This window comes from Paenibacillus sp. J31TS4 (assembly GCF_018403265.1).
In the GTDB taxonomy this organism is placed as follows: domain Bacteria; phylum Bacillota; class Bacilli; order Paenibacillales; family NBRC-103111; genus J31TS4.
Genome location: NZ_BOSI01000004.1, coordinates 357,218 through 380,624, shown reverse-complemented (window position 1 = coordinate 380,624; position 23,407 = coordinate 357,218). Strand labels below are relative to the sequence as shown.

Genomic DNA, 23,407 nt, shown 5'->3' with positions numbered 1-23,407 from the left:
GTGTTACTCACCCGTCCGCCGCTAAGCATCAGAGAAGCAAGCTTCTCATCAACTCCGCTCGACTTGCATGTATTAGGCACGCCGCCAGCGTTCGTCCTGAGCCAGGATCAAACTCTCCATAAAAGTGGCCCCAAGATCCGAAGATCTTGAAACGTTTTAAAGAAAGAGCGATTCGCTCATTTGTCCAAACAGTTGCAATGGGTTCGAAAACCGCACTGCGCTGGCTTAATTTACTCACTCGTTGTTCAGTTTTCAAAGGGCATATTGCTTGAGGACTTCGTCCCCGCCGCGCTTCGTTATTCCCGAAGGCGACTTTATTACTATAACACACTTCGTTACGTTTATGCAAGCTTTTTTTAAAATTTCTTGTTAGCTTGCTTGTCCGGCTCGTTGTTAGCAGCTGGCCGTTCGAAGCGGCGAGAATTAATATACCACGTAGGCCAGTGCCAAGTCAACACTAATCGACAAAAAATTTAACGGTCCGACAGCACCTCTAATATATAGAGGGACCGTTCCTGGGACAGGTTCACGATCTCACCGCTCACATTCACCCAGGGGCGTGTCGGATTGGCCGTATCCAGGAAGACAATCTCCCCCATCCGTCCATTGTTCAACCGGACCGATGTCCCTGTATGCAAGCTCGTCACTCGATTGATGAATGTATGCACGAGCGCCGGATCCAGGTTACCGAATGCGTCGGAGAAAAGCTGTTCCAGGGCAACAAAAGGCGAGGAGGCTCTCTTGTAGGCGCGGTCGTTCGTCATCGCATGGAAAATATCCGCTATCGCGACAATCTTGGCATAAGGATGAATCTGTTCTCCCTTTATGCTGAGCGGATAGCCTCCGCCGTTCTCCTTCTCATGGTGCTGCAGCGCAGCCAGCTTGACGCCTTCGTTCAGGGCCGGCACGTTTTTAAGAAGCTGGTAGCCGTATACCGTATGCCTGCGTACCTCTTCCCGTTCGGAATCGGTCAGCTTGTCCTTTTTCGCCAGGATGGCGTGGTCTACGCGAGCCGTCCCAATATCATGGAGGAGTCCGGCCAGCGCCACTTGCAGCCAATCCTTGGAGGGAAGCCGGTGCCATTGTGCCAGCTGGTAAGAAGTGAGGGCAACCTTCAAGCTATGGTGGAGCAAATAATCGGTTTCGTCCCGAACCGGATAGGAGAACGTAAGGGGATTGTAGGCGGTGCTGGACCGCAGCAAGTCTTCGAGACGTGTGCGCACCTCCAGAATCGGAAATCCGTGTCCCGAGCTTTGTACGGTCTGGATAAGCTTACGCATAAACTGGATCATCTCTTCGTAATGCCGGACCCAGGAGGCGGGGGAGCTGCCGGCTGCCCCTTCCGCTCCCTGGGGGCTTTCGGCCGCCGGTTCTTTTTTATCCGTGACCGTCACCACTCCGATCATAAAAGCTTTCAGAATCTCCAGGTCCCGCCCGGTTAACTGCCGTCCCTTTTCAAACAGGAGGGTTCCTTTCGCCGTATAGACATGCTGCTGCAAGCTCTCCCCGGTCTTCAATTGAGAAACCGATATATTGGCCATTCGTTAGACTTCCCCTTCTGCATCCCGATTGTCGCTTGAAATGTTTGCCTTTATTGTAAAACAAAAAGGAGGGGTGGAAAACCCCTCCCGTCTTATTATTCTTCTGTCTCCAGTGGCTCTTCCGCCAAAAGCTCCTCGCCGTCGATATTCTCGGCGTCGTCGTTCTTCTGAACGCTGGCCACGGTGGCCACTACATCCTCTTCCTTGATGTTGATGAGGCGCACGCCCTGCGTGTTCCGTCCCATCGAGGAAACGCCGGACATGTTCATCCGGATAATGGTGCCATGCGCAGTGATGATCATCAGATCCTGGTCCTCGCGGACCACCTTGAGACCGACGACCTCTCCGTTCTTGGACGTCAGGTTCAACGTCTTGATGCCTTTACCGCCGCGCGATTGAACCCGGTATTCGCTGATCGGCGTCCGTTTGCCGAAGCCGCGTGACGTCACGATCAGGACATCGTTCTCCGGCTCCACGACGTCCATATCGATCACCGCGTCATTGTCACTCAGCTGGATGCCTTTGACCCCGGTAGCCGAACGGCCCATCGGGCGAACATCCTGTTCCGGGAAGTGGATGGAGATACCTTCGCGGGTTCCCATCACGATCGCCTTCTTGCCGTCCGTCAGCTTCACACCGACCAGAGAGTCGTCCTCGCGGATGTTGAGCGCAATCAATCCGCCCTTGCGGATGTTGCTGTAGTCCGACAGAGGCGTCTTCTTGACAATGCCGTTCTTGGTCGCGAAGAAGAGGTAAGCATCGACATGGAAGTCCTCAACCGGAATAACCGCCTGTACGGTCTCGCCTTGCTCGATCTGGATCAGATTGATGATTGGCGTTCCCCGCGCAGTCCGGCTCAAATCCGGAACCTCGTAAGCCTTCAGCCGGTAGACCTTGCCTTTGTCGGTGAAGAACATCAGGTAATGGTGAGTATTGGACACGAACAAATGTTCGACGAAGTCATTGTCCTTCGTGTCCATGCCCACTACTCCCCGGCCTCCGCGACGCTGGGAACGGTAGGTGGTCACCGGAAGACGCTTCACGTATCCCGAATGCGTGACCGTAATGACCACATCTTCGCGCGGGATCAGGTCCTCGTCCTCGATGCTGTCCTCTCCGATCGTAATCTCGGAACGGCGCTCGTCGCCGAAACGCTCCTTGATCTCGTTCAGCTCTTCGCTGATGATCTCGAGGATGAGCCGTTCGTCGGCCAGAATGGCACGGTATTCGGCAATCTTCTTCATCAGCTCCGCGTATTCTTCCTCGATCTTCTCGCGCTCGAGACCGGTCAGGCGCTGCAGACGCATGTCGAGAATCGCCTGTGCCTGGTCATGGCTGAGCGAGAAGCGGGAGATCAAGCCTGCTCTAGCAATCTCGGTCGTCCGAGACGAGCGGATGAGCGCGATGACTTCGTCCAGATGGTCGAGGGCAATGCGCAGCCCTTCGAGAATATGGGCTCTCGCTTCCGCCTTCTTCAGCTCGAACTCGGTTCTGCGTCGAATGACTTCCTGCTGGTGAAGAAGATAATAGTGAAGGACGTCCTTCAGGTTAAGAATTCTCGGTTCCTTGTTCACCAGAGCAAGCATGATGATGCCGAAATTGGACTGCATCGCCGTATGCTTGTACAGGTTATTCAATACGACGTTCGGATTGACGTCCTTGCGCAGCTCGATGACGATCCGCATGCCGTTGCGGTCAGATTCGTCGCGCAGGTCGGTAATCCCGTCGATCTTCTTGTCGCGGACGAGCTCCGCTATATTGACGATCAATCTCGTCTTGATGACTTGATATGGCAGTTCATAGACGATAATCCGCGCCTTGCCGTTGTTCTCCTCGATGTTCGCCTTGGCGCGCATCGTCACGGAACCCCGCCCGGTCGTATAAGCTTGGCGGATCCCTTCGCGGCCGAGAATATAGCCGCCGGTCGGGAAGTCCGGACCCTTGATGTACTGCATCAGCTCGAGAGGAGAAATCTCCGGCTCCCGGATTAGCGCCTGGATGCCGTCGATGACCTCGCTCAGGTTATGAGGCGGGATGTTGGTGGCCATGCCGACCGCGATCCCCGATACGCCGTTGACCAGCAGGTTCGGGAAACGCGAAGGAAGAACGGCCGGTTCGTGCTCCTCGCCGTCATAGTTGGGAATATAGTCAATGGTTTCTTTGTTGATGTCGCGCAGCAGCTCCATCGCAATCTTGGACAAGCGCGCTTCTGTATACCGCATGGCGGCTGCCGAGTCGCCGTCGACCGATCCGAAGTTGCCGTGACCGTCTACCAGCATATAGCGAAGAGAGAAGTCCTGCGCCATCCGAACCATCGTTTCATAGACGGCACTATCTCCGTGAGGGTGGTATTTCCCGATGACCTCACCGACGATTCTTGCCGATTTTTTGTGTGGTTTGTCGGGCGACATGCCCAGTTCCGACATCGCAAAGAGAATTCTGCGGTGGACCGGCTTCAAGCCGTCTCTCACGTCGGGAAGCGCACGGCTGACGATGATGCTCATGGCATAATCCATGAACGATTCCCGCATCTCTAAGCCGATGTCTCTTTCTTTGATTTGCGGATGCAATTCTTCGGCCATTGTTACCCTCCTGACGTACTTAAAACCCCGTGATCCTCCCACGGCTGCCCGTGTTCGCATCAAATTCTATTATATTACTTTCACAAGTTATACACAATTAAACATTACCGTCTTCTAGGGGCGTTATGGATATAGTATAAGTCCCGAATCGGGTTATAGACGACGCGCCCCTTCAGGAGAGTCTCCAGGTCGTCATGGCGGATGTAATTCTTCTTTCCTTCGAACCGGAGAGGCTCATTGAGCTCGACAGTCCGGTCTCCATTGCGGGCGGTTTTGCTGCCGCGCTCGATCGACCAGCGATCGGTTCCGAACTCGATCACGAGGATGCCTCCGGGCTCCCGGACCAGGTTGCCGCCCATCTGGTTGATCGCCTTGCCGAGCGGGATCAATTCGTCCGCGGGCAGAATTCGTGCCGGCTTGTTCAGCAGAAGCTGGTGAAGGCTCTCCGGAGTGACGGTCGGCGCGCCCGCGTTGATGCGCGGAATGTTCATCGGATCGGTATCCTGCAGCGTCATCTCGCTGCTCGTCGTGTACGCGTATTCAATCCCCGCCTGCCGGATCAATCCGGCCGCGACGGCGTCATACATCCCGAAAGGGTAGGCATAATCGTAATGAGGCCGCTTCTGGATCGCGTCCAGCTGCGATACGCAGGACCGTGTATCCCGAACGATCCGGCTCTCGTATTCCTGTTCGCTTTCCTGCTTGTCGGCCTGCGGCTGGCGGCTCAGCAGAAGGGGAGTGCCCGAGGGGTCCTTCTCGTGCAGCCTGTCCGAATGGCACTGGACCTCAATCAGATCCGATTTGCCGGTCATCTCGGCAATCTCTCCCGCATTCAGAAACGCCAGCTTGCCGGACTCCCGTTCCTTGGTCAGCTCCTTCGTCATGACGAAATTGACCGCCGGTATTTTCAGCTCGTTCAGAATCGGGAAGGCGTATTGGTAAAAGCTCCGGTAACCGTCGTCAAACGTGACGAGCAGCGCGTTCGGTGGCAGACGTTCGCCTTTTTTGAGAAAGTGGTGGAATTGGCTAAGCGTAATAAAACGGTAGCCCTTTTTCTGCAGGTAGACCAGCTGATCGCGGAAAAGCTGGGGCGTAATCGTGATATTGCCTGTTACCTGCTCGTCAATGTGGTGATAATTCAGGATCGCTACCTGATTCTCGTAATAGATTTCGGATTGCGAGGAGCTCATCCGAGGGAAAACAAACACGGCAAGAGCCAGTGCCGCAAACAGGATTCGAACCGCCACTTTCAAGCAAAACCCTCCAACTCCGCCTTATGGTAAGTCAACCATAATACGGAAAAGAAGGCCCGTCAATCGGAACCTTCTTGCTTGGATCAAAGAACTATTAGCTCGTCAAAAGTCGAGGTTTTTAACCGATTTGGCGTGCTCCTGGATGAATTCGCGGCGCGGTTCGACATTGTCTCCCATAAGGGTATCGAAGAGAAGATCGGCTTCCATCGCATCCTGAATGCTCACTTGGAGGAAGGTCCGGCTTTCGGGGTCCATCGTCGTCTCCCAGAGCTGGGTGGCGTTCATCTCGCCAAGCCCTTTGTAGCGCTGGATCGATACTTTGGCACCTTCTCCGAATTCCTGGAGGATCTCGTCTCTCTGCCGCTCGTTATAGGCATAGCGGATAGTCTTGTTGCGCTCAAGCTTGAACAGAGGCGGCTGCGCGATGTAGATGTAACCTGCTTCGACCAGCTTCCGCATGTACCGGTAGAAGAAGGTCAGCAGCAGCGTCCGGATATGCGCTCCATCGACGTCGGCATCCGTCATAATGACGATCTTGTGGTAGCGGGCCTTGGCCAGATCGAAGTCATCACCGATGCCGGTGCCAAGCGCCGTAATGATCGCGCGGATCTCCGCATTCGACAGAATGCGATCCAGCCGAGCCTTTTCGACGTTCAGAATCTTGCCGCGCAAAGGCAGAATCGCCTGGAAATGGCGATCGCGCCCTTGCTTGGCGGAGCCGCCGGCCGAGTCGCCCTCGACGATGTACAGCTCGCTGATTGACGCGTCCTTGGACGAGCAGTCGGCTAATTTCCCAGGCAATGAACTGACCTCTAGTGCGCTCTTACGGCGCGTCAGTTCTCTGGCTTTGCGCGCGGCCTCGCGCGCTCGGGAAGCCTGGATGCCTTTCTCCATAATCTTCTTGGCGATAGCGGGGTGCTCGTCGAGATATTCCTGCAGTTTCTCAGCAAACAACGATTCGACAATACTGCGGACCTCGCTGTTACCCAGCTTCGTCTTAGTCTGGCCCTCGAACTGGGGATCCGGAATCTTCACCGAGATAATGGCCGTTAAGCCTTCGCGCACATCGTCCCCGCTCAAGTTTGCATCGCTTTCCTTAATCGAATTCGAGCGACGGGCATAGTCGTTCAGAATCCGGGTGAGGGCACTCTTGAAGCCGGATTCGTGAGTCCCGCCCTCATGGGTATGGATATTGTTCGCGAACGAGTAAATGTTCTCGGTATACGAATCGTTGTACTGCAGGGCGACCTCAACCTGGATGTTGTCCTTTTTGCCCTCGGTGTAGATCGGCGGCTGATGCAGCGCTTCCCGATTGCGGTTCAAGTATTCGACGAAGGAAACGATGCCGCCGTCATACTTGTACGTGTTGGCTTGATTGGTTCGCTCGTCGAGCAGATTGATTTCGATTCCCTTGTTCAAGAAAGCGAGCTCCCGCAGTCTCGACTGAAGGGTCTCGTACTCGTATTCGGTCGTCTCCGTGAAAATCTCCGGATCCGGTTGGAACGTAGTCGACGTTCCGGTCTCTTCGGTTTCTCCAATGATCCTCAGGTCGTACTGGGGCAGACCGCGCCGGTATTCTTGCTGGTGGATCTTGCCTTCACGCTTGACGATAACCTCGACATGCTCGGACAGCGCGTTGACGACGGAGATGCCGACGCCGTGCAGACCGCCCGAAACCTTATAGCCTGACTCGTCGCCCCCGAATTTGCCCCCTGCGTGGAGCACGGTCATGACGACTTCGAGAGCCGGCTTGTTCATCTTGGTCTGAATGCCGACCGGAATCCCGCGGCCGTTATCCGTTACGGTAATGCTGTTATTGGTGTGAACGACGACGTCGATCCGGTTGCAATAGCCGGCCAACGCCTCGTCGATACTATTGTCGACGACTTCCCATACAAGGTGGTGAAGCCCTTTGCCGCTGGTCGATCCGATGTACATCCCCGGACGCTTGCGAACGGCTTCCAGCCCCTCCAATACCTGTATCTGATTCTCATCGTACGTGTTCGGATTTGCTGACATGGTTTTCCTTCACCTACTTTTTATATTTCAAAGCGCTGACATGCTGCGGCAATTAACTCATCAGAAGGTGGTTGGCCCGCTTGTTGAGCGTGCTCGATGAGATGGGGGAATAATAGACTTTATGAAGGGTGACGACGAGCGATTTGCTCTCTTCCTCGCCAATCACTTCAATCCGCTTCTCTTTGGCGGCGTGCGTAACGAACTGTTTGGAGATCTTCGAGTTCTTCTCGATCGACAAGTCGAAGATGGCGATAAGCTCCTCGGCTCTGATGATCTTTTCTCCGCCCAAATGAATGAACATCCCGGTTTCATCCTTTCCCCGCACGGGTCGTAGTGTCCGGTCAGTCCGCCTGCTCGGTAACGGCCCCTCCGGCGACGTGATAGACTGCCGAATCCCGGAGCTTCTCCATATTCACACTGTCCAGGCTGGTTGTCGTCACGAACGTTTGTACCTTGTCCTGGAACGTCTCGATCAGCTGTGTCTGCCGATACGGATCGAGCTCGGACAGTACATCGTCAAGCAGCAGCAAAGGGTACTCGCCAAGCTCCTCACGAATGAGCTCGAGCTCGGCCAGCTTCAATGACAGCGCCGTGGTGCGCTGCTGCCCCTGAGAGCCGTACACATGCACCTCTTTGCCGTTGATCCAGAATACCATATCGTCCCGGTGAGGACCCGCCAGCGTAGCGCCACGGCGGATTTCCTGCTCTTTGGCCTGTGATAACTTTAACATAAAACGGTCAAATAACATAGCTTCATCTTCTTCCTCGGATAGCGGAAAAGACGGCCGGTACTCTAGCAAAATCTCTTCCCGCCCGTTGGTGATGCCCGCATGAATGCGCTCCGCCCAAACTTGAAGCTTTTTAATAAAGCTTTGCCGTTTTTTCATAATTTTAATACCAAATTGAACCAGCTGTTCGTTCCATATGTCAAGCATCGCGGCATTGGCGCTCTTGCCGGATGCGAGCTGCTTAAGATAGTTGTTGCGCTGGACCAGCACCTTTTGATACTGGGTCACCTCGTACAAATAGCCGGGGTGGACCTGGCCGATCTCCATGTCAAGGAAACGCCGGCGGATGCCCGGCGCTCCCTTGACGATCTCCAGATCCTCCGGCGCGAACATAACGACATTCAGCGTGCCGATGAACGAGCTCAGCTTGCGCTGTTCCAGCCCGTTGATCTTGGCCTTCTTGCCCTGCGGGGTGATGGACAGGCTGAGCCGAACGGGGCCGTACCGCTTGTCCACCTCCGCGGTGAGCAGCGCCTGATCCTCGTTCCACCGGATCAGCTGCTTGTCCTGGTGTGTCCGGTGGGACTTGGTCAGCGCCATCACATAGATGGATTCGAGCAGATTCGTCTTGCCTTGGGCGTTCGGACCGACGAACAGATTGACCTGATGGCTCGTCTCCAGCTCGAACCGGTCGTAATTCCGGTAATTGGTCAGGGAGAGCTTGTTAAGAAACAATCGGGTTCCTTCTTTCCGTCTTACTCCCGGACGATCTGAAACTCTCCGCACCCTTGGACGCGAATGTTATCCCCGGGGATTAATTTTTTGCCGCGCCGGTTCTCGGGCTCCCCGTTGACGGTAATGGGGGTATCCTGCAGGAACGACTTTGCTTGTCCACCTGTGGATATGCAGTCCGCCAGCTTCAGAAACTGTCCGAGCGTAATATAGTCGGTGTGGATGGAGATAGGCTTCACGTCGAGCGGCCTCCTTTAGTTGGTCGTGCGGTAAGGCAGAATGAGCTGGAGAATCTTGGTGCCGTCCTCCGGCTGGATAATGATCGGGCTCATCGAACCGGTGAAGCCGATCCGCGCGCGGTCGCAGTCGATGACCTTAAGCGCATCCAGCATATACTTCGAGTTGAACGAAATCTTCAGCAGCTCGCCGGTATGCTCGTTCATGTCCAGCGTCTCCGTCACGCGGCCGAGCTCGGTCGAGCTGGACGAAATCTCCATCGTCTTGTCCGGGTTCATGACCATCTTGACGATGTTCGTCTTGTCCTCGCGCGACAGCAGGTACGCCCGGTCGATCGCCTCTATGAGAGCTTTGACCGGCACGACGACCTCGGTATTGAATTCCTTCGGGATGAGCTTGCTGGTCTCAGGGTAGGCACCGTCTAGGATACGCGAATAGAACAGAACATTCTCCATACGGAAGAGCACCTGGTTCTCCGAAACTACAATGTCGATGAGCTGGTTGTGGTCGGGAAGAATCTTGCTCAGCTCGTTCAGCGTTTTGCCGGAGATGACGATATTGTGGAATTGCTGCTCGGATTGCGTCTCCATCGATGTCTCGCGTGTGGCGAGGCGGTGGCGGTCGCAGCCGATCAGCTTAAGGTTATTATTGCTCAAATTCCAGCATACCCCTGTAAGGATAGGGGTCGTCTCGCTTGTCGAAACGGCGAACGATGTTTGGCGAATCATGGCGCGTAGCAGATCACTTGCCATGGAGATCACCTTGTTGTCTTCGATCTGGGGAAGAAGGGGATACTCATCGGGATCCAGGCCGACCATCTGGATATCCGAGGCGCCAGCGCGAATCGTGGTATGGAAATTGGTTCCGCGCTCCATCTCGATGAAGTCGGAAGGGAGCTTACGGACCATCTCTATGAAAAATTTGGCGGGGAGTACGACGCTCCCAGCCTGTGCGAGTCTTACGTTCTGCCGGTCGCCTTCCTCCGCGGGAATGAAGGATTGAATCGAAATGTCCGTATCGCTGGCTGTCAGAGTCAGGCCCCGGGGTGAGGCATCTATTTTGATCCCGCTCAGAATGGGAATGGTCGTACGGCTCGAAATCGCCTTCGATACCTGCTGGATGGATTCGTTAAGCTTGTCTTTTGAAACGGAGAACTTCATAATGTCCCTCCCGGAGTTCTGAAAATTTGAGCTGACGCATATCTATATATTATATCTATTTCTTTGTAGTAATAGTAGTAGGGGCTCTGGATATGTGGATAGTCGATAAAAACGCAAAGAGGAAGCCTATCCACAATGTGAATAGATTGTGCATAGGCTTATGAACAAGTTAGCTTGGGTTTTTGATTTTTTCGGTGATGTTCGTGATGATCTTTTGCAGCTCGGGGTCCTGCTTGATGGACATCGAGATTTTGTCGTGCGCGTGGATGACCGTCGTATGGTCGCGGCCTCCGAACGCCTCGCCGATCTTCGGCAGCGAATAATCGGTCATCTCGCGGGACAGATACATCGCCACCTGGCGCGGGAACGCTACCGCCCGCGTCCTCTTCCTCGCTTTGAAATCCTCCAGCTTAAGTCCGTAAAATTCGCCAACCTTTTGCTGAATATCCTGTATGGTGATCACCTTCGGCCGGCTTGACGGGATGATGTCCTTGAGCGCGTCGGCGGCCAGCGATACCGTAATGTCCTCGTTGATGAGAGAGGAGTAGGCCACGACCCGGATCAGAGCGCCCTCCAGCTCCCGGATGTTCGTGTCGATATGATTCGCGATATAGGCCATCGCTTCGTTCGGAATTTCGAGGTTTTCCGCCTTCGCCTTCTTGCGAAGAATGGCGATCCGCGTCTCGAGATCCGGGGGCTGGATGTCGGTGATCAGTCCCCATTCGAAGCGTGAGCGCAGCCGTTCTTCCAGCGTCGGAATCTCTTTGGGCTGCCGGTCGCTCGAGATGATGATCTGCTTGTGCTCTTCATGCAGCGCGTTGAACGTGTGGAAGAATTCTTCCTGGGTTTGTTCTTTGCCCGCAATGAATTGAATATCGTCTATGAGGAGCACGTCGATGTTCCGGTATTTGTTGCGGAAGCTCTCGCCCTTGTTGTCGCGGATGGCGTTGATGAACTCGTTCGTGAACTTCTCGGACGAGATGTACAGCACCCTGGCGCTCGGATTGTGCTCCAGCACGTAATGGCCGATCGCGTGCATCAAGTGGGTTTTGCCTAGTCCGACGCCCCCGTACAGAAACAGCGGATTATACGCCTTGGCCGGCGCTTCGGCGACCGCGAGCGATGCGGCGTGCGCGAATCGGTTGCCGGCTCCGATGACGAACGTGTCGAACGTATACTTGGGATTCATCATATGGGAAAACGATTCGTCCGGCTGTTGCGCGGCAGGCGCCGCCTGCGGGGCGGCCTGCGCCGGAGCGGCGGCCGGTGCCGAGCCGTCGTCGATCGTAAACTGAACGTCGACCTGCTTGCCCAGGCATTCATAGACGGTTGCGCTGATCATCTTGGCGTAACGGGTTTCGAGCCATTCCTTCGTAAAATTGTTAGGTGTGAGAATAACGAGGAGTGAATCCGTAAAAACACTCGCTTTGGTCGATTTCAACCAAGTATCGAAGCTCGGTTTGCTCAGCTTGGTTTGAATCACGGATAGTACTTGCTGCCATAACTGGTTGATATGGCTGTCCACAAACAGTCACTCCTTTATACAAACAATGCGGCGATAGCTGGGGCAACATCATCTATTGTCGAATCAAAGAACATTCTGTCCATTGTCCACAGAATTCAGGGAATTAGGTGAGAGCAATCGAGGGGAAGTGAAAATTGTTCACAATATTATCCACAGCCTGTTGATAAATACCTATGTAGAAGCAAGGTATCCACATGGAAAACAATATTAATATATCAAAACAACCCATTGTTTTCAATGCAATTCGACAATTTATCCACATCTCCAAGTTATTGTGTATAATTGTTGTTAACAACACTAGATATTGTTTGTAGGTTGTTAACAGTTCGACATTTTTCCACTTTTGGGTCTTTTGGTTATTCACAGCCCTCTATTTGGCAAAAACGGGTTCGAAGAGAAAGATTGACTTTTTGTGCCCAGGATGGTTTAATAGTTAAAGGTATTTTTAGGGATGGTTATCCTCGAGGGAGGTGCGATAGATGAAACCTACATTTCAACCGAATACAAGGAAACGTAAAAAGAATCACGGTTTCCGCAAACGGATGAGCACGAAAAACGGCCGCAAGGTCATCCAAGCTCGCCGTCTTAAAGGCAGAAAAACTCTGACCGCGTAAACGAGACCACTTGCGAGTGGTCTTTTTTTCCGGCCGGGGGAGAATAAGCGCCTGCCGGCCTTCGGCCAGCAGGCAACCATAGCGACCGACGAAGGCTTCTTATCTCCAAGTAAGAAGCCTTTCGTTATAAATGAGGACGGAAACGGCGGAGGTCGGTATCCGGAGACAGGTTCCCGGCTAAACTTTCTTATAGTATAGGAAGACGATTCCGGCCGATGGGCCCCGGCGGTAGCGAGCTGTAGAACCGGCACGCAGGAAACCGGCGTCCGTAGTTCCGTTAGCATGCAAGAGGCAAGCCGGCCGATTCGCGTCCCCAGCAGCATAAGGCTGCCGCCGGGTCCGTCTTAGGCCAGCCCACCAAATCAAGTAACTGGAGCGTAGCCCGTGCATAAAGAAAACCGTTTGGCCAAAAGAGAGGATTTTCAGAAGGTATACCGCCGCGGCAAATCGTTCGCGAACCATCAATTCGTCGTGTACCGGCTCGAGCAGCGGGAGCCCGCTCCGCTGCGGCTCGGCGTGTCGGTCAGTAAAAAAGTCGGCAATGCCGTCGTCCGCAACCGGCTGCGCCGGACGGTGAAGGAGATCGTTCGTCTGAACCTGGACAGGCTCGAAGCGAACGTCGATGTGATCGTGATCGCGAGGAAGCCGGTGGCGGAGATGGAATACGCTGGCATTCAGAGCAGCTTGCTGCATGTTTTGAAGCGTGCAGGACTGTTAAAAAAGACCAGGTGAATGTTTTCATTGCCCTGGAAGTTGTGCTATATTGTTGTTTGTAAAAGTGGGACGGTTCTGCACACGATACATCCGGTTCCATCATTAAAAATTTTAGCAGGCGTTTAGGAGGATTCCATTTTGATTCGTCGTTTCTCTAAACTGGTCCCGCTGGCATTTCTCGTGTTGCTGCTATCTGCGTGTAGCTCCGCGACGAATCACAAGCCGATTGATCCGAACAACGGCATTTGGGACAAGTTTTTCGTTGGACCGCTGTCAAGCGTACTTGATTGGTTCGCTACTCTGTTCGGAGGTTCGTACGGATTATCGATTCTGATCGTGACCGTCATCATCCGGCTGCTCATTCTGCCGCTGACGCTTAAGCAGTACCGGAGCTCCAAGGCGATGCAGGCCATCCAGCCGGAGCTGCAAAAGATCAGAGAAAAGCACAAGGACAATCCGCAAAAGCAGCAGGAAGAAACCATGAAGCTGTTCCAGCAGAACAATGTGAACCCGCTGGCCGGCTGCTTCCCGCTCATCATTCAGATGCCGATCCTGATCGCGCTGTATAACGCGATTATGCGCAACGGCGACATCGCTTCGCATTCGTTCCTGTGGCTGAAGCTGGGCGAGGCCGATCCTTATTATATTCTTCCGGCAATTGCCGCTCTGACCACGTTCATTCAGCAAAAGGTCATGATGGCTACCCAGAAGAATAACACCATGCCGATGATGCAGGGCCTGCTTTTCATTTTCCCGGTCCTGATCTTCGTCATGTCGATGAACTTCCCGTCTGCACTGCCGCTGTACTGGGTATTCAGCAACACGTTCACGATCGTGCAAACCTACATTATTTACCGACCTTCTAAAAAATAGGGGTGGGGGCTTCCGCGATGATGAAGATGGTGGTTTCCGGAAAAACGGTGGAGGATGCCGTCAACGAGGGACTCCGGCAGTGGAAAGTCGGAGAGGACCGCGTCAAAATGACGGTGCTGGAGCAGCCGGCCAAGGGCCTGTTCGGTCTCATTGGCGCCAGGCAGGCAAAGGTGGAGCTTGAACTGATTCCCGATCCGGCCGAGGAGGCCGAGCTGTTCCTTCGCGACGTGCTGCGCACTATGGGGCTCGAAGTGGAACTCAATCGGCAGATGGAGGAGGACGGCTTGCTGTTCAATCTGTCCGGACCCGAGATCGGTATATTAATCGGGCGGAGAGGGCAAACTTTGGATGCCCTCCAATATCTGGTCAATATCGTAGCCAACCGGCAGTCGGACCGGCATGTCCGCATCATGATCGACGCCGAGCAATTCCGGAGCCGCCGCAAGCAGACGCTGGAGGAGCTCTCCATGCGCATTGCTTCCAAGGTTGTGCGAACCAAGCAGGATGTCGTCCTGGAGCCGATGACTTCCCTCGACCGGAAGATCATCCACGCCAAGCTGCAGGATCATCCGCACGTTCGGACATACAGCCAGGGAGACGAGCCGAACCGCAAAGTGGTCGTTTCTTTAAAGTAGCCAAGACGCAATGACTTCGAGGGGATCATGGAGTCATTGCTTTTTTCATAAATGGGCCTGTCCGGGAGAGCCGGCGTGTCCCGCCGATAAATTCACAATAGCCTGGCCGGCCAGTCAGCATGCTATTGCCAAGAGGTGCTTGCCATGATACACGATACTATCGCCGCAATTTCGACTCCGCTAGGGGAGGGAGGGATTGCGGTTATCCGCGTGAGCGGCCCCGAAGCGATTGCCGAGGTCGAGCGCGTGTTCCAATCCAAAAAGCCGCTGTCAGCCGCGGCCACCCATACGGTTCATTACGGATTTATCGTCAACAAGGAAACGGGGGAACGGATCGACGAGGTGCTGGTCACCGTCATGAAGGGTCCGCGTTCGTTCACAGCCGAGGATGTCGTTGAGATCGGTTGTCACGGCGGCATCGTCTCGGTGAAGAAGGTGCTCGACCTGCTCCTGACCGGCCGCACCCGGATCGCCGAGCCGGGAGAATTCACCAAGCGGGCGTTCCTGAACGGCCGGATCGACCTGTCCCAAGCGGAGGCAGTGATCGACGTCATTCGGGCCAAGTCGGACCGGGCTTACCAGATCGCCATGAAGCAGGCGGAGGGCAGCCTGTCGGCCCGCATCAAGAAGCTTCGCCACGAGCTCGTCGAGCTGATGGCCCACATCGAGGTCAACATCGATTATCCCGAGCATGATGTCGAAGAGATGACGAATGCGTTCATCCGGACTCGGTGCGAGGCAGCAATCACGGAGATCGACCGTTTGTTGAAAAGCGCCGAACAAGGTAAAATCATGAGGGAAGGGATCGTCACGGCCATCGTCGGACGTCCCAACGTAGGCAAATCGTCGCTGCTCAATACATTGACGCAGGAGAACAAAGCCATCGTCACCGATATTCCCGGTACGACCCGGGATGTGATAGAGGAGTATGTTACGGTAAACGGCATTCCGCTCCGGCTGCTGGATACGGCGGGCATTCGCGAAACGTCGGATGTCGTCGAGCAGATCGGCGTAGAGAAGTCGCGGACGGCGCTCGCCGAGGCCGACTTGATCCTGCTCGTCTTCAACGGCAGCGAGCCGATCCACGAGGATGAGCGCCTGCTGCTGGAGCAGCTGGCAGACCGCAACGTCATCGTCATCGTGAACAAGACGGATCTTCCGCAGCAGCTGGAGATGGAGGAGCTGACGAGGCGGATCGACGCCGAGCGGATCGTCCGGATGTCGCTGCAGGAAGAAAGCGGCATCGACGAGCTGGAAGCGGCGATTTCCGCCATCTTTTTCAGCGGGCAAGTGGAGTCCAACGATCTGACGTATGTCAGCAACGTCCGACATATCGCCCTCCTCAAGCAGGCGAAGAGCGCCTTGGGGGAAGCGACGGAGGCGGCGGAGTCGTTCGTGCCGATCGATATGATTCAAATAGATGTTCGCCGGGCATGGGAGCAGCTGGGAGAGGTGATCGGCGATTCCGTCGGCGATTCGCTGCTCGATCAGATTTTCTCGCAGTTCTGTCTCGGTAAGTAAGTGGGGACACGGTTTGGCAAGCAAGAAGGAGGAAACAACAATGGGATATGTAGCTGGGGAATATGACGTCATCGTCATCGGCGCGGGCCATGCCGGCTGCGAAGCGGCTCTTGCAACCGCCCGCATGGGCTGCAATACGCTGCTTTTGACGATCAACCTGGATATGATTGCGTTCATGCCGTGCAATCCGTCGATCGGCGGTCCGGCCAAAGGCCATGTCGTCCGAGAGGTCGACGCATTGGGCGGGGAGATGGGCCGCCATATCGACAAGACGTTCATTCAAATGAGAATGCTCAATACCGGCAAAGGGCCGGCCGTCCACGCTCTGCGCGCGCAGGCGGATAAATTTCAATACCAGCATCTGATGAAAGAGACGATCGAAGCGACCGACAACTTGACGCTCCGGCAGGGAATGGTCGAGGAATTGATCGTGGAGGACGGCGTCTGCAAAGGCGTGGTCACCAAAACAGGAGCGCAATATATGGCGAAGGCCGTCGTGCTGACGACGGGCACTTATCTGCGCGGCAAGATCATTATGGGCGAGCTGATGTATGAGAGCGGTCCGAACAACCAGCAGCCGTCCATCAAGCTGTCCGAATCGCTCCGCCAGCTCGGTCTCGAGCTCGTCCGGTTCAAGACGGGCACGCCTCCCCGTGTCCACAAGGACACGATCGACTTCAGCAAGACGGAGATTCAGCCGGGCGATGCCGAACCGAAGTTTTTCTCGTATGAGACGACGGAGGCTCCGAAGGAGGAGCAGCTGCCCTGCTGGCTCACCTACACCTCGCCGGAGACGCACAGCATCATCAACAGCAACCTTCACCGTGCGCCCATGTTCTCCGGAGCGATTGAAGGAACCGGCCCGCGTTATTGCCCGTCGATCGAAGACAAAATCGTCCGGTTCGCCGACAAACCGAAGCACCAGCTGTTTCTGGAGCCGGAAGGGCGCAACACATCCGAGTATTATGTGCAGGGTCTGTCCACGAGTATGCCCGAGGATGTCCAGCTGAGCATGCTCCGGTCCGTCCCTGGCCTCGAGAAGGTCGAAATGATGCGGAACGGCTACGCGATCGAGTATGATGCGGTCGTGCCGACCCAGCTATGGCCGACGCTCGAGACGAAGCTGATCAGCGGCCTGTTCACGGCCGGACAGATCAACGGCACGTCCGGCTATGAGGAAGCGGCCGCCCAGGGCATCATGGCCGGGATCAATGCGGCCCGCAAGGTACAGGGCAAAGAGCCGGTCATTCTCGAGCGTTCCCAGGCATACATCGGCGTGCTGATCGACGATCTGGTGACCAAAGGGACGGCTGAGCCGTACCGTCTCCTCACGTCGCGCGCCGAGTACCGGCTGCTGCTTCGCCACGACAACGCCGACCTCCGGCTGACGCCGCTTGGCCACGAGATTGGACTCATTTCGGAGGAACGGCACCGCAAATTCCTCGAGAAGAAAGAGCGTGTCGAGCAGGAGATCGAGCGGCTCAAGCAGACGAAGGTGAAGCCGGAGGAGCATGTCCAGCAGATGCTGCGCGAAGCAGGTACGGTGGAGCTGAACAATGCAACCGATCTGATCACGTTATTGAAACGGCCGGAAGTGTCCTACGCGCACCTCGAATCCATCTCTCCCTCTCCCGTCGAGCTGACCGATGAGATGAAGGAGCAGGTGGAGATTCAGATCAAATACGCCGGGTATATCGAGAAGCAGCTGCTTCAGGTCGAACGGCTGAGGAAGATGGAGCAGAAGCGGATTCCGGACGATATCGTCTACGAGGACGTGCACGGACTTGCCAACGAAGCGAAAAGCAGGCTGGCTAAAATCCGACCGCTGTCCATCGGGCAGGCCTCCCGCGTATCGGGCGTGAACCCGGCAGACATATCGATCCTGCTCGTCTATCTGGAACATTACAATCAAGTAACGGCGGCGAAAAAATAAATGGATACATTCGAGCAGTTGTTTCGGGCCACATTGGCCAGCCAGGGTATCGAGCTGAACGAACGGCAGCTGGAGCAATTCGCGGTTTATCACCGCGAGCTGGTGTCCTGGAACGAGAAGATGAATCTGACCGGCATTACCGAACGGGAGCCAGTCTATTGGAAGCATTTTTACGACTCGCTTACCCTCGCCTTCTACGTGGATCTCAAGGAAGTTCGCACGCTGGCGGACATCGGCTCGGGAGCCGGGTTTCCCAGCATTCCGCTCAAGATTGCGTTTCCTCATCTGAAGGTCACCATTGTCGATTCGCTTAACAAACGGATTCAGTTTTTGAACCATCTATCGGCCGAGCTTGGCCTGGAAGAGGTAGAGGCGCTGCATGGAAGAGCGGAGGACCTGGCGAGACAGCATTCCCTCCGCGATCAATTCGATCTGGTGACGGCACGGGCCGTTGCCCGGCTCCAAGTGCTGAACGAGTTCTGTTTGCCGTTCGTGCGCAAGGACGGAACGTTCGCCGCTATGAAGGGCTCGGATCCGGCGGAGGAGATCGAAGCGGCCACGTTCAGCTTGAACGAGCTGAACGGCAGGCTAAAGGATGTACACCGGCTGGAGCTGCCGATGGAGCAGGGCGAGCGCCATATTCTCATCATCGACAAGACAGGCAAGACGCCGGCCAAATATCCGCGTCCGGCCGGAACGCCTCTCAAAAAACCGTTAGCCCGGGGCTAGTGGGCACTGCTCTAAGTGTTTCACGTGGAACATGCCACCCTTAATTTTCATCTTCCGCCAGGCAGGATATTGCTGCTTGGCGGAGAATTTATACATAATGTTTGTTTTTTCGTGTACTTGTCTGTTCTATCATTCCTAACTAGGGAAGTTTGATAGAGAACGCCGGTAGTAGAGATTGGAAGTTCGTGTCGCATTGGGAGAGAGGTTTGCAGAAGGTACAGGTATTCATTGCGATAGAGTTAGGTGGGTAATGACAGATATGAAGGAACATATTAGTAGGCTCTTCGGCCTCGCGGACAGCAAGCCGGCAGCCGACGAAGTGAAACAGCTCCCGGTCCAGGAGATTGTTCCCAGTCCTTATCAGCCCCGAACCGTATTCGATGAAGAGCGGATCGACGAGCTGCTGCAGACGATAAAAACGCATGGCATCATTCAGCCGATCGTCGTCCGTCTGCGGAGCGGCGGCTATGAGCTCATCGCCGGAGAACGGCGTTTGCGTGCTGTCCGAAAGCTCGGTCTCGAGACCATTCCTGCTATTATTAGAGATTTCAATGATGCGCAGGCGGCGTCTATCGCCGTCATTGAGAATTTGCAGCGAGAGGGACTGACCGCTATCGAAGAGGCGCTGGCCTACCAGCAGCTGATGGAGATTCATCAGCTGACCCAGGAGAGCCTGGCCCAGAGGCTCGGCAAAAGCCAGTCGACGATCGCCAACAAAATTCGGCTGATTCAGCTGTGCGACGAGGTGAAGCAAGCGCTGATGGAGAGGAAGATCTCCGAACGCCATGCCCGCGCTCTGCTCGCGCTCGACAGCGAGGAATTGCAGATCAAGCTATTGAACGAGATTATCGCAAAAGATTTGAACGTGAAGCAGACGGAAGCGCGCGTCGCCTTTTACAAGGAAGCACTGAAGCCGAAGCGGAATAAGCGGATTTCCTTCTCCAAGGATGTTCGGCTTGCCTTGAATACGATCCGGCAGTCGGTCGACATGATCAGCAGCTCCGGAATGAATATAAGCACCAACGAAAAGGATTATGAGGACCATTACGAGATTACGATCTCTATTCCAAAGCGTTGATGGCATACGGTGCAGACCTGCCCGGTCCGGTAGGGACGGAGGGGAGGGCTGCACCGCCATTGGCGATTATGGAAATGAGCTGCGGAGGATCGCCGGAACGGAGCTGGCGGACCGGGAACGGCAATAGACAGAACTTGCGGGCATGTTGGGAAACAACGGGTCATCATGACGCCCTCCCGCAGGTTCTTTTTATTCCCACCCGGATTCGGCCAAGAAGCGGTCGATTCGCAAATCCGACCGAGCAGCATCTGACGGCCTTGTCGTCACGGACGGACACCGGCCGTACGTACGGGAGGTCTGCCGGTTTGCGGAGGGTGAATTTAACAGTTGAGGTGAAGCAATGTGTCAAAGATAATAGCCGTCGCCAATCAAAAAGGAGGAGTGGGTAAAACCACCACCTCCGTCAACCTGGGAGCGTCTTTGGCGGCCCTCGGCAAAAAGGTGCTGCTCGTCGATATTGATCCGCAAGGCAATACGACCAGCGGGATCGGCATCAACAAGGCGGACGTCGTCTACTGCATCTACGATATTATCATTAACGATGTGCATCCCAAGGATGCGATCATGGAGACGAATCTGCCGAACTTGAAGATCATTCCGGCTACCATCCAGCTGGCCGGTGCTGAGATTGAGCTCGTCCCGACGATTTCGCGGGAGGTTCGTCTGAAGAAGTCTCTGCAGCTGGTCAAGCATATGTTCGATTATATTCTGATCGACTGTCCGCCTTCCCTCGGCATTCTTACGATCAACTCGCTGACGGCAGCCGACTCCGTCATCATCCCGATCCAATGCGAATATTACGCGCTGGAAGGATTGAGCCAGCTGCTCAATACCGTCCGGCTCGTGCAGAAGCATCTGAACACGACGCTGCAAATCGAAGGCGTCCTGCTGACGATGTTCGATGCAAGGACCAACCTGGGGATTCAGGTCATTGAAGAGGTCAAAAAGTATTTCCAGCAGAAGGTCTACCGGACCATCATTCCGCGGAATGTCCGCCTCGGCGAAGCGCCCAGCCACGGGCAATCGATCATTACCTATGATCCGCGCTCCAAGGGAGCGGAGGTTTACATGGAACTCGCGAAGGAAGTGATTGAGCTTGAATAAGCGACTTGGACGAGGATTGGACGCGTTGATTCCATCCTTGAATATTAGCGATGACGATAAAGTTGTGGAGATTCCTCTCTCGCAGCTGCGGGCCAATCCCTATCAGCCGAGAAAAACATTCGAGGAAGAGAGCATCCAGGAGCTGTCCGCTTCCATCAAGGAGCATGGCGTCATCCAGCCGATCATCGTGCGGAGCGTGCTGAAAGGCTATGAAATAATAGCGGGCGAGCGCCGGTTCCGCGCTTCCCAGCTGGCGGGCCTTCCGACGATCCCGGCTGTCGTGAAGAAGTTCACGGATCAGCAGGTGATGGAAATTGCGCTGATCGAGAACATCCAGCGGGAGGATCTGAATGCGATCGAGCTAGCGGTTGCTTACCAGGCGCTCTCCGAGGAGCTGAAGCTGACGCAGGAGGAGCTTGCCTTGAAGGTAGGCAAAAGCCGGTCGCACGTCGCCAACTTTTTGCGGCTTCTGCAGCTTCCGGAGGAGATCAAGCAGCATGTTTCACGTGGAACATTGTCCATGGGCCATGCGCGCGCCATCGTTGGCGTGAAGAGCGACAAGCAGAAGAAGGAATTCGCCGAGTCGGCTATTCGCGAGCAGTGGAGCGTCCGTGAGCTGGAGGAAGCGATCCAGCGGCACGATGAGAAAAAGCCAAAACCCGACGGGAAACCGAAGCCAAACAAAAAGCGCGACCCCTATATTCACGAGCTGGAAGAGAACCTGCGGGATCATTACAAAACAACCGTGAAAATCAAGCATGCGAACAATAAAGGGAAAATCGAGCTGTTGTACTATTCCAAGGAAGATTTGGAACGGATCCTGGAGCTTCTCCAAGGTAAAATATCTTCGTAGGCGGAGCTCTTCCTTCCGTAGATCCTCTTTAAGATAAGCAAAGGAAAGCCGTTACCTTCATGCAGAGGGGGCGGCTTTTTTGGGTCTGCGGAAGGAGGGAGGAGGCGCATGAGGGAAAAGAGATGGAAAGAAAGCAGGAGGCAGGGAATAAAGGGGAAGCAAGCTTTGTTGGATATCCAAAAGAAAGGAAAGAAGCGCATTCCACCAGTTTCGAAAAAAAGGTATAATAGGGGTCTAGCAAAACGGAATGTCCGGATGAGCGCCTGCGGATGACGGAGGCGCTTGCCCTGTGGAGATAGAAAAGGAACAGGGGAGGCAGGCCGAAGCGAAGGAAGGAACGGAGGCGGAGGATGACCATCTATTATTTTGACCATGCGGCGACGTCTTGGCCGAAGCCTCCGGGCGTCAAGGAAGCGATGGCCGCCTGCCTGGAGGAGGTGCCGGCCAATCCCGGGAGGGGCCAGCATGCCATGGCGCTCCAGGCGGGCCGGCTGCTGCTCCAGACGAGAAGCAACTTGGCCAAGCTGTTCCGCATCCGGGATCCGCTGGAAATCAGCTTCGCGGCGAACGCGACGGCGGCGCTCAATCTCGCGATCAAGGGTTTCGTTCGCGAAGGGGACCACGTGATCTGCACGTCGGTCGAGCACAATGCCGTCCGGCGGCCGCTTGAATATTTGCGGGATACCAGGCAGGTTGACGTCACTTACCTGCCGGCCGCTCCGGATGGCCGGCTGGCGCTGGACGAGCTGGAGCGGGCGTTCCGGGAGAATACGACGCTTGTGGTCTGCAGCCACAGCTCCAATCTGCTCGGGACGATTCAACCGGTCGGGGAGATAGGGAGGATGTGCCGGCAGCGAGGCGTCAAGCTGCTGGTTGATGCGGCCCAGACCGCCGGCACGTATCCGATTGACGTGCAGGCGATGCAGATCGATATGCTGGCGTTCCCCGGCCACAAGGGATTGCTCGGACCGCAGGGAACGGGCGGACTCTATGTCTCCAAGGACATAGTTCTCGAGCCGCTGCTTCATGGGGGAACGGGCGGCCAGTCGGAGCTCGCGGGCATGCCGGACATTCGGCCCGACCGCTATGAGGCGGGTACGCTGAATACGGTCGGCATCGCAGGGCTGAATGCGGGCGTCCAGTATGTGCTCGGCCAGACAGTCGAGGCGATTCACCGGCGGGAATGGCAGCTGACGCAGCGTCTCATGGAAGGGCTGCAGGCGATCGACGGGATCGAGCTGCTCGGCCCGGGGATCGGGGAGGAGAGGACGGCGATCGCCGCCTTCCGCTGGACTCGCATCGACTCGGCCGAGCTCGCCTCGATTCTCGATCAATCGTTCGGCATCGCGGTCCGGGCGGGCTACCACTGCGCGCCGCTTGCCCACGAGACCGCAGGGACCGCCGAGACGGGAGCCGTCCGGGCCAGCGTCGGCTATGCGACAAGCGAAGAGGAGGTCGCTTACTTCCTCGATGCCATGCGGCAAATCGCTGTTCATTATGGTTGAACTGCGGAGAGGCTTGGAATTCGGTGAGGCGGTCTGCGGACTTGAATGGAAGCCACTGACCCAGAGGCACA

The 23,407-nt window shown here is 55.4% G+C and carries 20 protein-coding genes and 1 rRNA gene; 11 read left to right on the top strand and 10 right to left on the bottom strand.

What is annotated here, in order from left to right:
* From KJS47_RS19160 to dnaA, 10 genes are all read right to left on the bottom strand, one after another.
* A 16S ribosomal RNA gene (locus tag KJS47_RS19160) occupies nt 1-123 on the bottom strand; the annotation flags it as partial.
* A 350-nt stretch (nt 124-473) separates the two neighbouring features.
* Nucleotides 474-1,541, bottom strand: coding sequence for an HD-GYP domain-containing protein (locus KJS47_RS19155; RefSeq protein ID WP_213526688.1), 1,068 nt, complete (start codon nt 1,539-1,541; stop codon nt 474-476).
* Between the two features lie 95 nt (nt 1,542-1,636).
* Nucleotides 1,637-4,123, bottom strand: a complete 2,487-nt coding sequence (gene gyrA / locus KJS47_RS19150) for a DNA gyrase subunit A (RefSeq protein WP_213526686.1) — start codon at nt 4,121-4,123, stop codon at nt 1,637-1,639.
* A 104-nt stretch (nt 4,124-4,227) separates the two neighbouring features.
* Nucleotides 4,228-5,370: a polysaccharide deacetylase family protein gene (locus KJS47_RS19145; protein WP_249716546.1), complete on the bottom strand. Its 1,143-nt coding sequence runs from the start codon at nt 5,368-5,370 to the stop codon at nt 4,228-4,230.
* Nucleotides 5,371-5,478: 108 nt separating this feature from the next.
* On the bottom strand, nt 5,479-7,395 hold the full coding sequence (gene gyrB / locus KJS47_RS19140; protein ID WP_213526682.1) for a DNA topoisomerase (ATP-hydrolyzing) subunit B: 1,917 nt from the start codon (nt 7,393-7,395) through the stop codon (nt 5,479-5,481).
* 52 nt (nt 7,396-7,447) lie between these two features.
* On the bottom strand, nt 7,448-7,696 hold the full coding sequence (remB, locus tag KJS47_RS19135; RefSeq protein ID WP_213526680.1) for an extracellular matrix regulator RemB: 249 nt from the start codon (nt 7,694-7,696) through the stop codon (nt 7,448-7,450).
* 40 nt (nt 7,697-7,736) lie between these two features.
* Nucleotides 7,737-8,858, bottom strand: a complete 1,122-nt coding sequence (recF, locus tag KJS47_RS19130) for a DNA replication/repair protein RecF (RefSeq protein WP_213526678.1) — start codon at nt 8,856-8,858, stop codon at nt 7,737-7,739.
* A gap of 20 nt (nt 8,859-8,878) precedes the next feature.
* Nucleotides 8,879-9,094 carry a S4 domain-containing protein YaaA gene (yaaA, locus tag KJS47_RS19125; RefSeq protein WP_213526676.1) on the bottom strand — a complete coding sequence of 72 codons (216 nt, stop codon included), beginning with the start codon at nt 9,092-9,094 and terminating at the stop codon, nt 8,879-8,881.
* 15 nt (nt 9,095-9,109) lie between these two features.
* Complete coding sequence (gene dnaN, locus KJS47_RS19120; RefSeq protein WP_213526674.1) at nt 9,110-10,252, bottom strand: DNA polymerase III subunit beta; 1,143 nt, start codon at nt 10,250-10,252, stop codon at nt 9,110-9,112.
* A gap of 169 nt (nt 10,253-10,421) precedes the next feature.
* Nucleotides 10,422-11,777, bottom strand: coding sequence for a chromosomal replication initiator protein DnaA (gene dnaA, locus KJS47_RS19115; protein WP_213526672.1), 1,356 nt, complete (start codon nt 11,775-11,777; stop codon nt 10,422-10,424).
* 479 nt (nt 11,778-12,256) lie between these two features.
* Between dnaA and rpmH the strand changes: the two genes are divergently transcribed.
* From rpmH to KJS47_RS19060, 11 genes are all read left to right on the top strand, one after another.
* Complete coding sequence (rpmH, locus tag KJS47_RS19110; protein WP_213526670.1) at nt 12,257-12,391, top strand: 50S ribosomal protein L34; 135 nt, start codon at nt 12,257-12,259, stop codon at nt 12,389-12,391.
* Between the two features lie 384 nt (nt 12,392-12,775).
* Nucleotides 12,776-13,123, top strand: coding sequence for a ribonuclease P protein component (gene rnpA, locus KJS47_RS19105; RefSeq protein WP_213526668.1), 348 nt, complete (start codon nt 12,776-12,778; stop codon nt 13,121-13,123).
* A 120-nt stretch (nt 13,124-13,243) separates the two neighbouring features.
* Nucleotides 13,244-13,978: a membrane protein insertase YidC gene (gene yidC, locus KJS47_RS19100; RefSeq protein ID WP_213526666.1), complete on the top strand. Its 735-nt coding sequence runs from the start codon at nt 13,244-13,246 to the stop codon at nt 13,976-13,978.
* A gap of 17 nt (nt 13,979-13,995) precedes the next feature.
* Complete coding sequence (gene jag, locus KJS47_RS19095; protein ID WP_213526664.1) at nt 13,996-14,613, top strand: RNA-binding cell elongation regulator Jag/EloR; 618 nt, start codon at nt 13,996-13,998, stop codon at nt 14,611-14,613.
* 144 nt (nt 14,614-14,757) lie between these two features.
* Nucleotides 14,758-16,134: a tRNA uridine-5-carboxymethylaminomethyl(34) synthesis GTPase MnmE gene (gene mnmE / locus KJS47_RS19090; RefSeq protein ID WP_213526662.1), complete on the top strand. Its 1,377-nt coding sequence runs from the start codon at nt 14,758-14,760 to the stop codon at nt 16,132-16,134.
* Nucleotides 16,135-16,174: 40 nt separating this feature from the next.
* Nucleotides 16,175-18,067 carry a tRNA uridine-5-carboxymethylaminomethyl(34) synthesis enzyme MnmG gene (mnmG, locus tag KJS47_RS19085; RefSeq protein ID WP_213526660.1) on the top strand — a complete coding sequence of 631 codons (1,893 nt, stop codon included), beginning with the start codon at nt 16,175-16,177 and terminating at the stop codon, nt 18,065-18,067.
* On the top strand, nt 18,068-18,796 hold the full coding sequence (rsmG, locus tag KJS47_RS19080) for a 16S rRNA (guanine(527)-N(7))-methyltransferase RsmG (protein ID WP_213526658.1): 729 nt from the start codon (nt 18,068-18,070) through the stop codon (nt 18,794-18,796).
* 259 nt (nt 18,797-19,055) lie between these two features.
* The gene (noc, locus tag KJS47_RS19075; RefSeq protein WP_213526656.1) at nt 19,056-19,874 is read left to right on the top strand and encodes a nucleoid occlusion protein; all 819 of its coding nucleotides are present in this window, start codon (nt 19,056-19,058) and stop codon (nt 19,872-19,874) included.
* Nucleotides 19,875-20,216: 342 nt separating this feature from the next.
* On the top strand, nt 20,217-20,978 hold the full coding sequence (locus KJS47_RS19070) for a ParA family protein (RefSeq protein ID WP_213526655.1): 762 nt from the start codon (nt 20,217-20,219) through the stop codon (nt 20,976-20,978).
* Nucleotides 20,971-21,831 (top strand): ParB/RepB/Spo0J family partition protein, encoded by an 861-nt coding sequence (locus KJS47_RS19065; protein WP_213526654.1) that lies wholly within the window; start codon nt 20,971-20,973, stop codon nt 21,829-21,831. The genes KJS47_RS19070 and KJS47_RS19065 overlap by 8 nt, the downstream gene beginning before the upstream one ends.
* A 350-nt stretch (nt 21,832-22,181) precedes the next feature.
* Nucleotides 22,182-23,336, top strand: a complete 1,155-nt coding sequence (locus KJS47_RS19060) for an aminotransferase class V-fold PLP-dependent enzyme (protein WP_213526653.1) — start codon at nt 22,182-22,184, stop codon at nt 23,334-23,336.
* Nucleotides 23,337-23,407: the final 71 nt, after the last annotated feature.

Bases quoted from the DNA above. Each gene is read 5' to 3' on its own strand.
- remB (WP_213526680.1), bottom strand. From the start codon at position 7,696: ATGTTCATTCATTTGGGCGGAGAAAAGATCATCAGAGCCGAGGAGCTT.
- KJS47_RS19060 (WP_213526653.1), top strand. From the start codon at position 22,182: ATGACCATCTATTATTTTGACCATGCGGCGACGTCTTGGCCGAAGCCT.
- KJS47_RS19155 (WP_213526688.1), bottom strand. From the start codon at position 1,541: ATGGCCAATATATCGGTTTCTCAATTGAAGACCGGGGAGAGCTTGCAG.
- gyrB (WP_213526682.1), bottom strand. From the start codon at position 7,395: ATGTCAGCAAATCCGAACACGTACGATGAGAATCAGATACAGGTATTG.
- mnmG (WP_213526660.1), top strand. From the start codon at position 16,175: ATGGGATATGTAGCTGGGGAATATGACGTCATCGTCATCGGCGCGGGC.
- rsmG (WP_213526658.1), top strand. From the start codon at position 18,068: ATGGATACATTCGAGCAGTTGTTTCGGGCCACATTGGCCAGCCAGGGT.
- mnmE (WP_213526662.1), top strand. From the start codon at position 14,758: ATGATACACGATACTATCGCCGCAATTTCGACTCCGCTAGGGGAGGGA.
- jag (WP_213526664.1), top strand. From the start codon at position 13,996: ATGATGAAGATGGTGGTTTCCGGAAAAACGGTGGAGGATGCCGTCAAC.
- gyrA (WP_213526686.1), bottom strand. From the start codon at position 4,123: ATGGCCGAAGAATTGCATCCGCAAATCAAAGAAAGAGACATCGGCTTA.
- noc (WP_213526656.1), top strand. From the start codon at position 19,056: ATGAAGGAACATATTAGTAGGCTCTTCGGCCTCGCGGACAGCAAGCCG.
- dnaN (WP_213526674.1), bottom strand. From the start codon at position 10,252: ATGAAGTTCTCCGTTTCAAAAGACAAGCTTAACGAATCCATCCAGCAG.
- rpmH (WP_213526670.1), top strand. From the start codon at position 12,257: ATGAAACCTACATTTCAACCGAATACAAGGAAACGTAAAAAGAATCAC.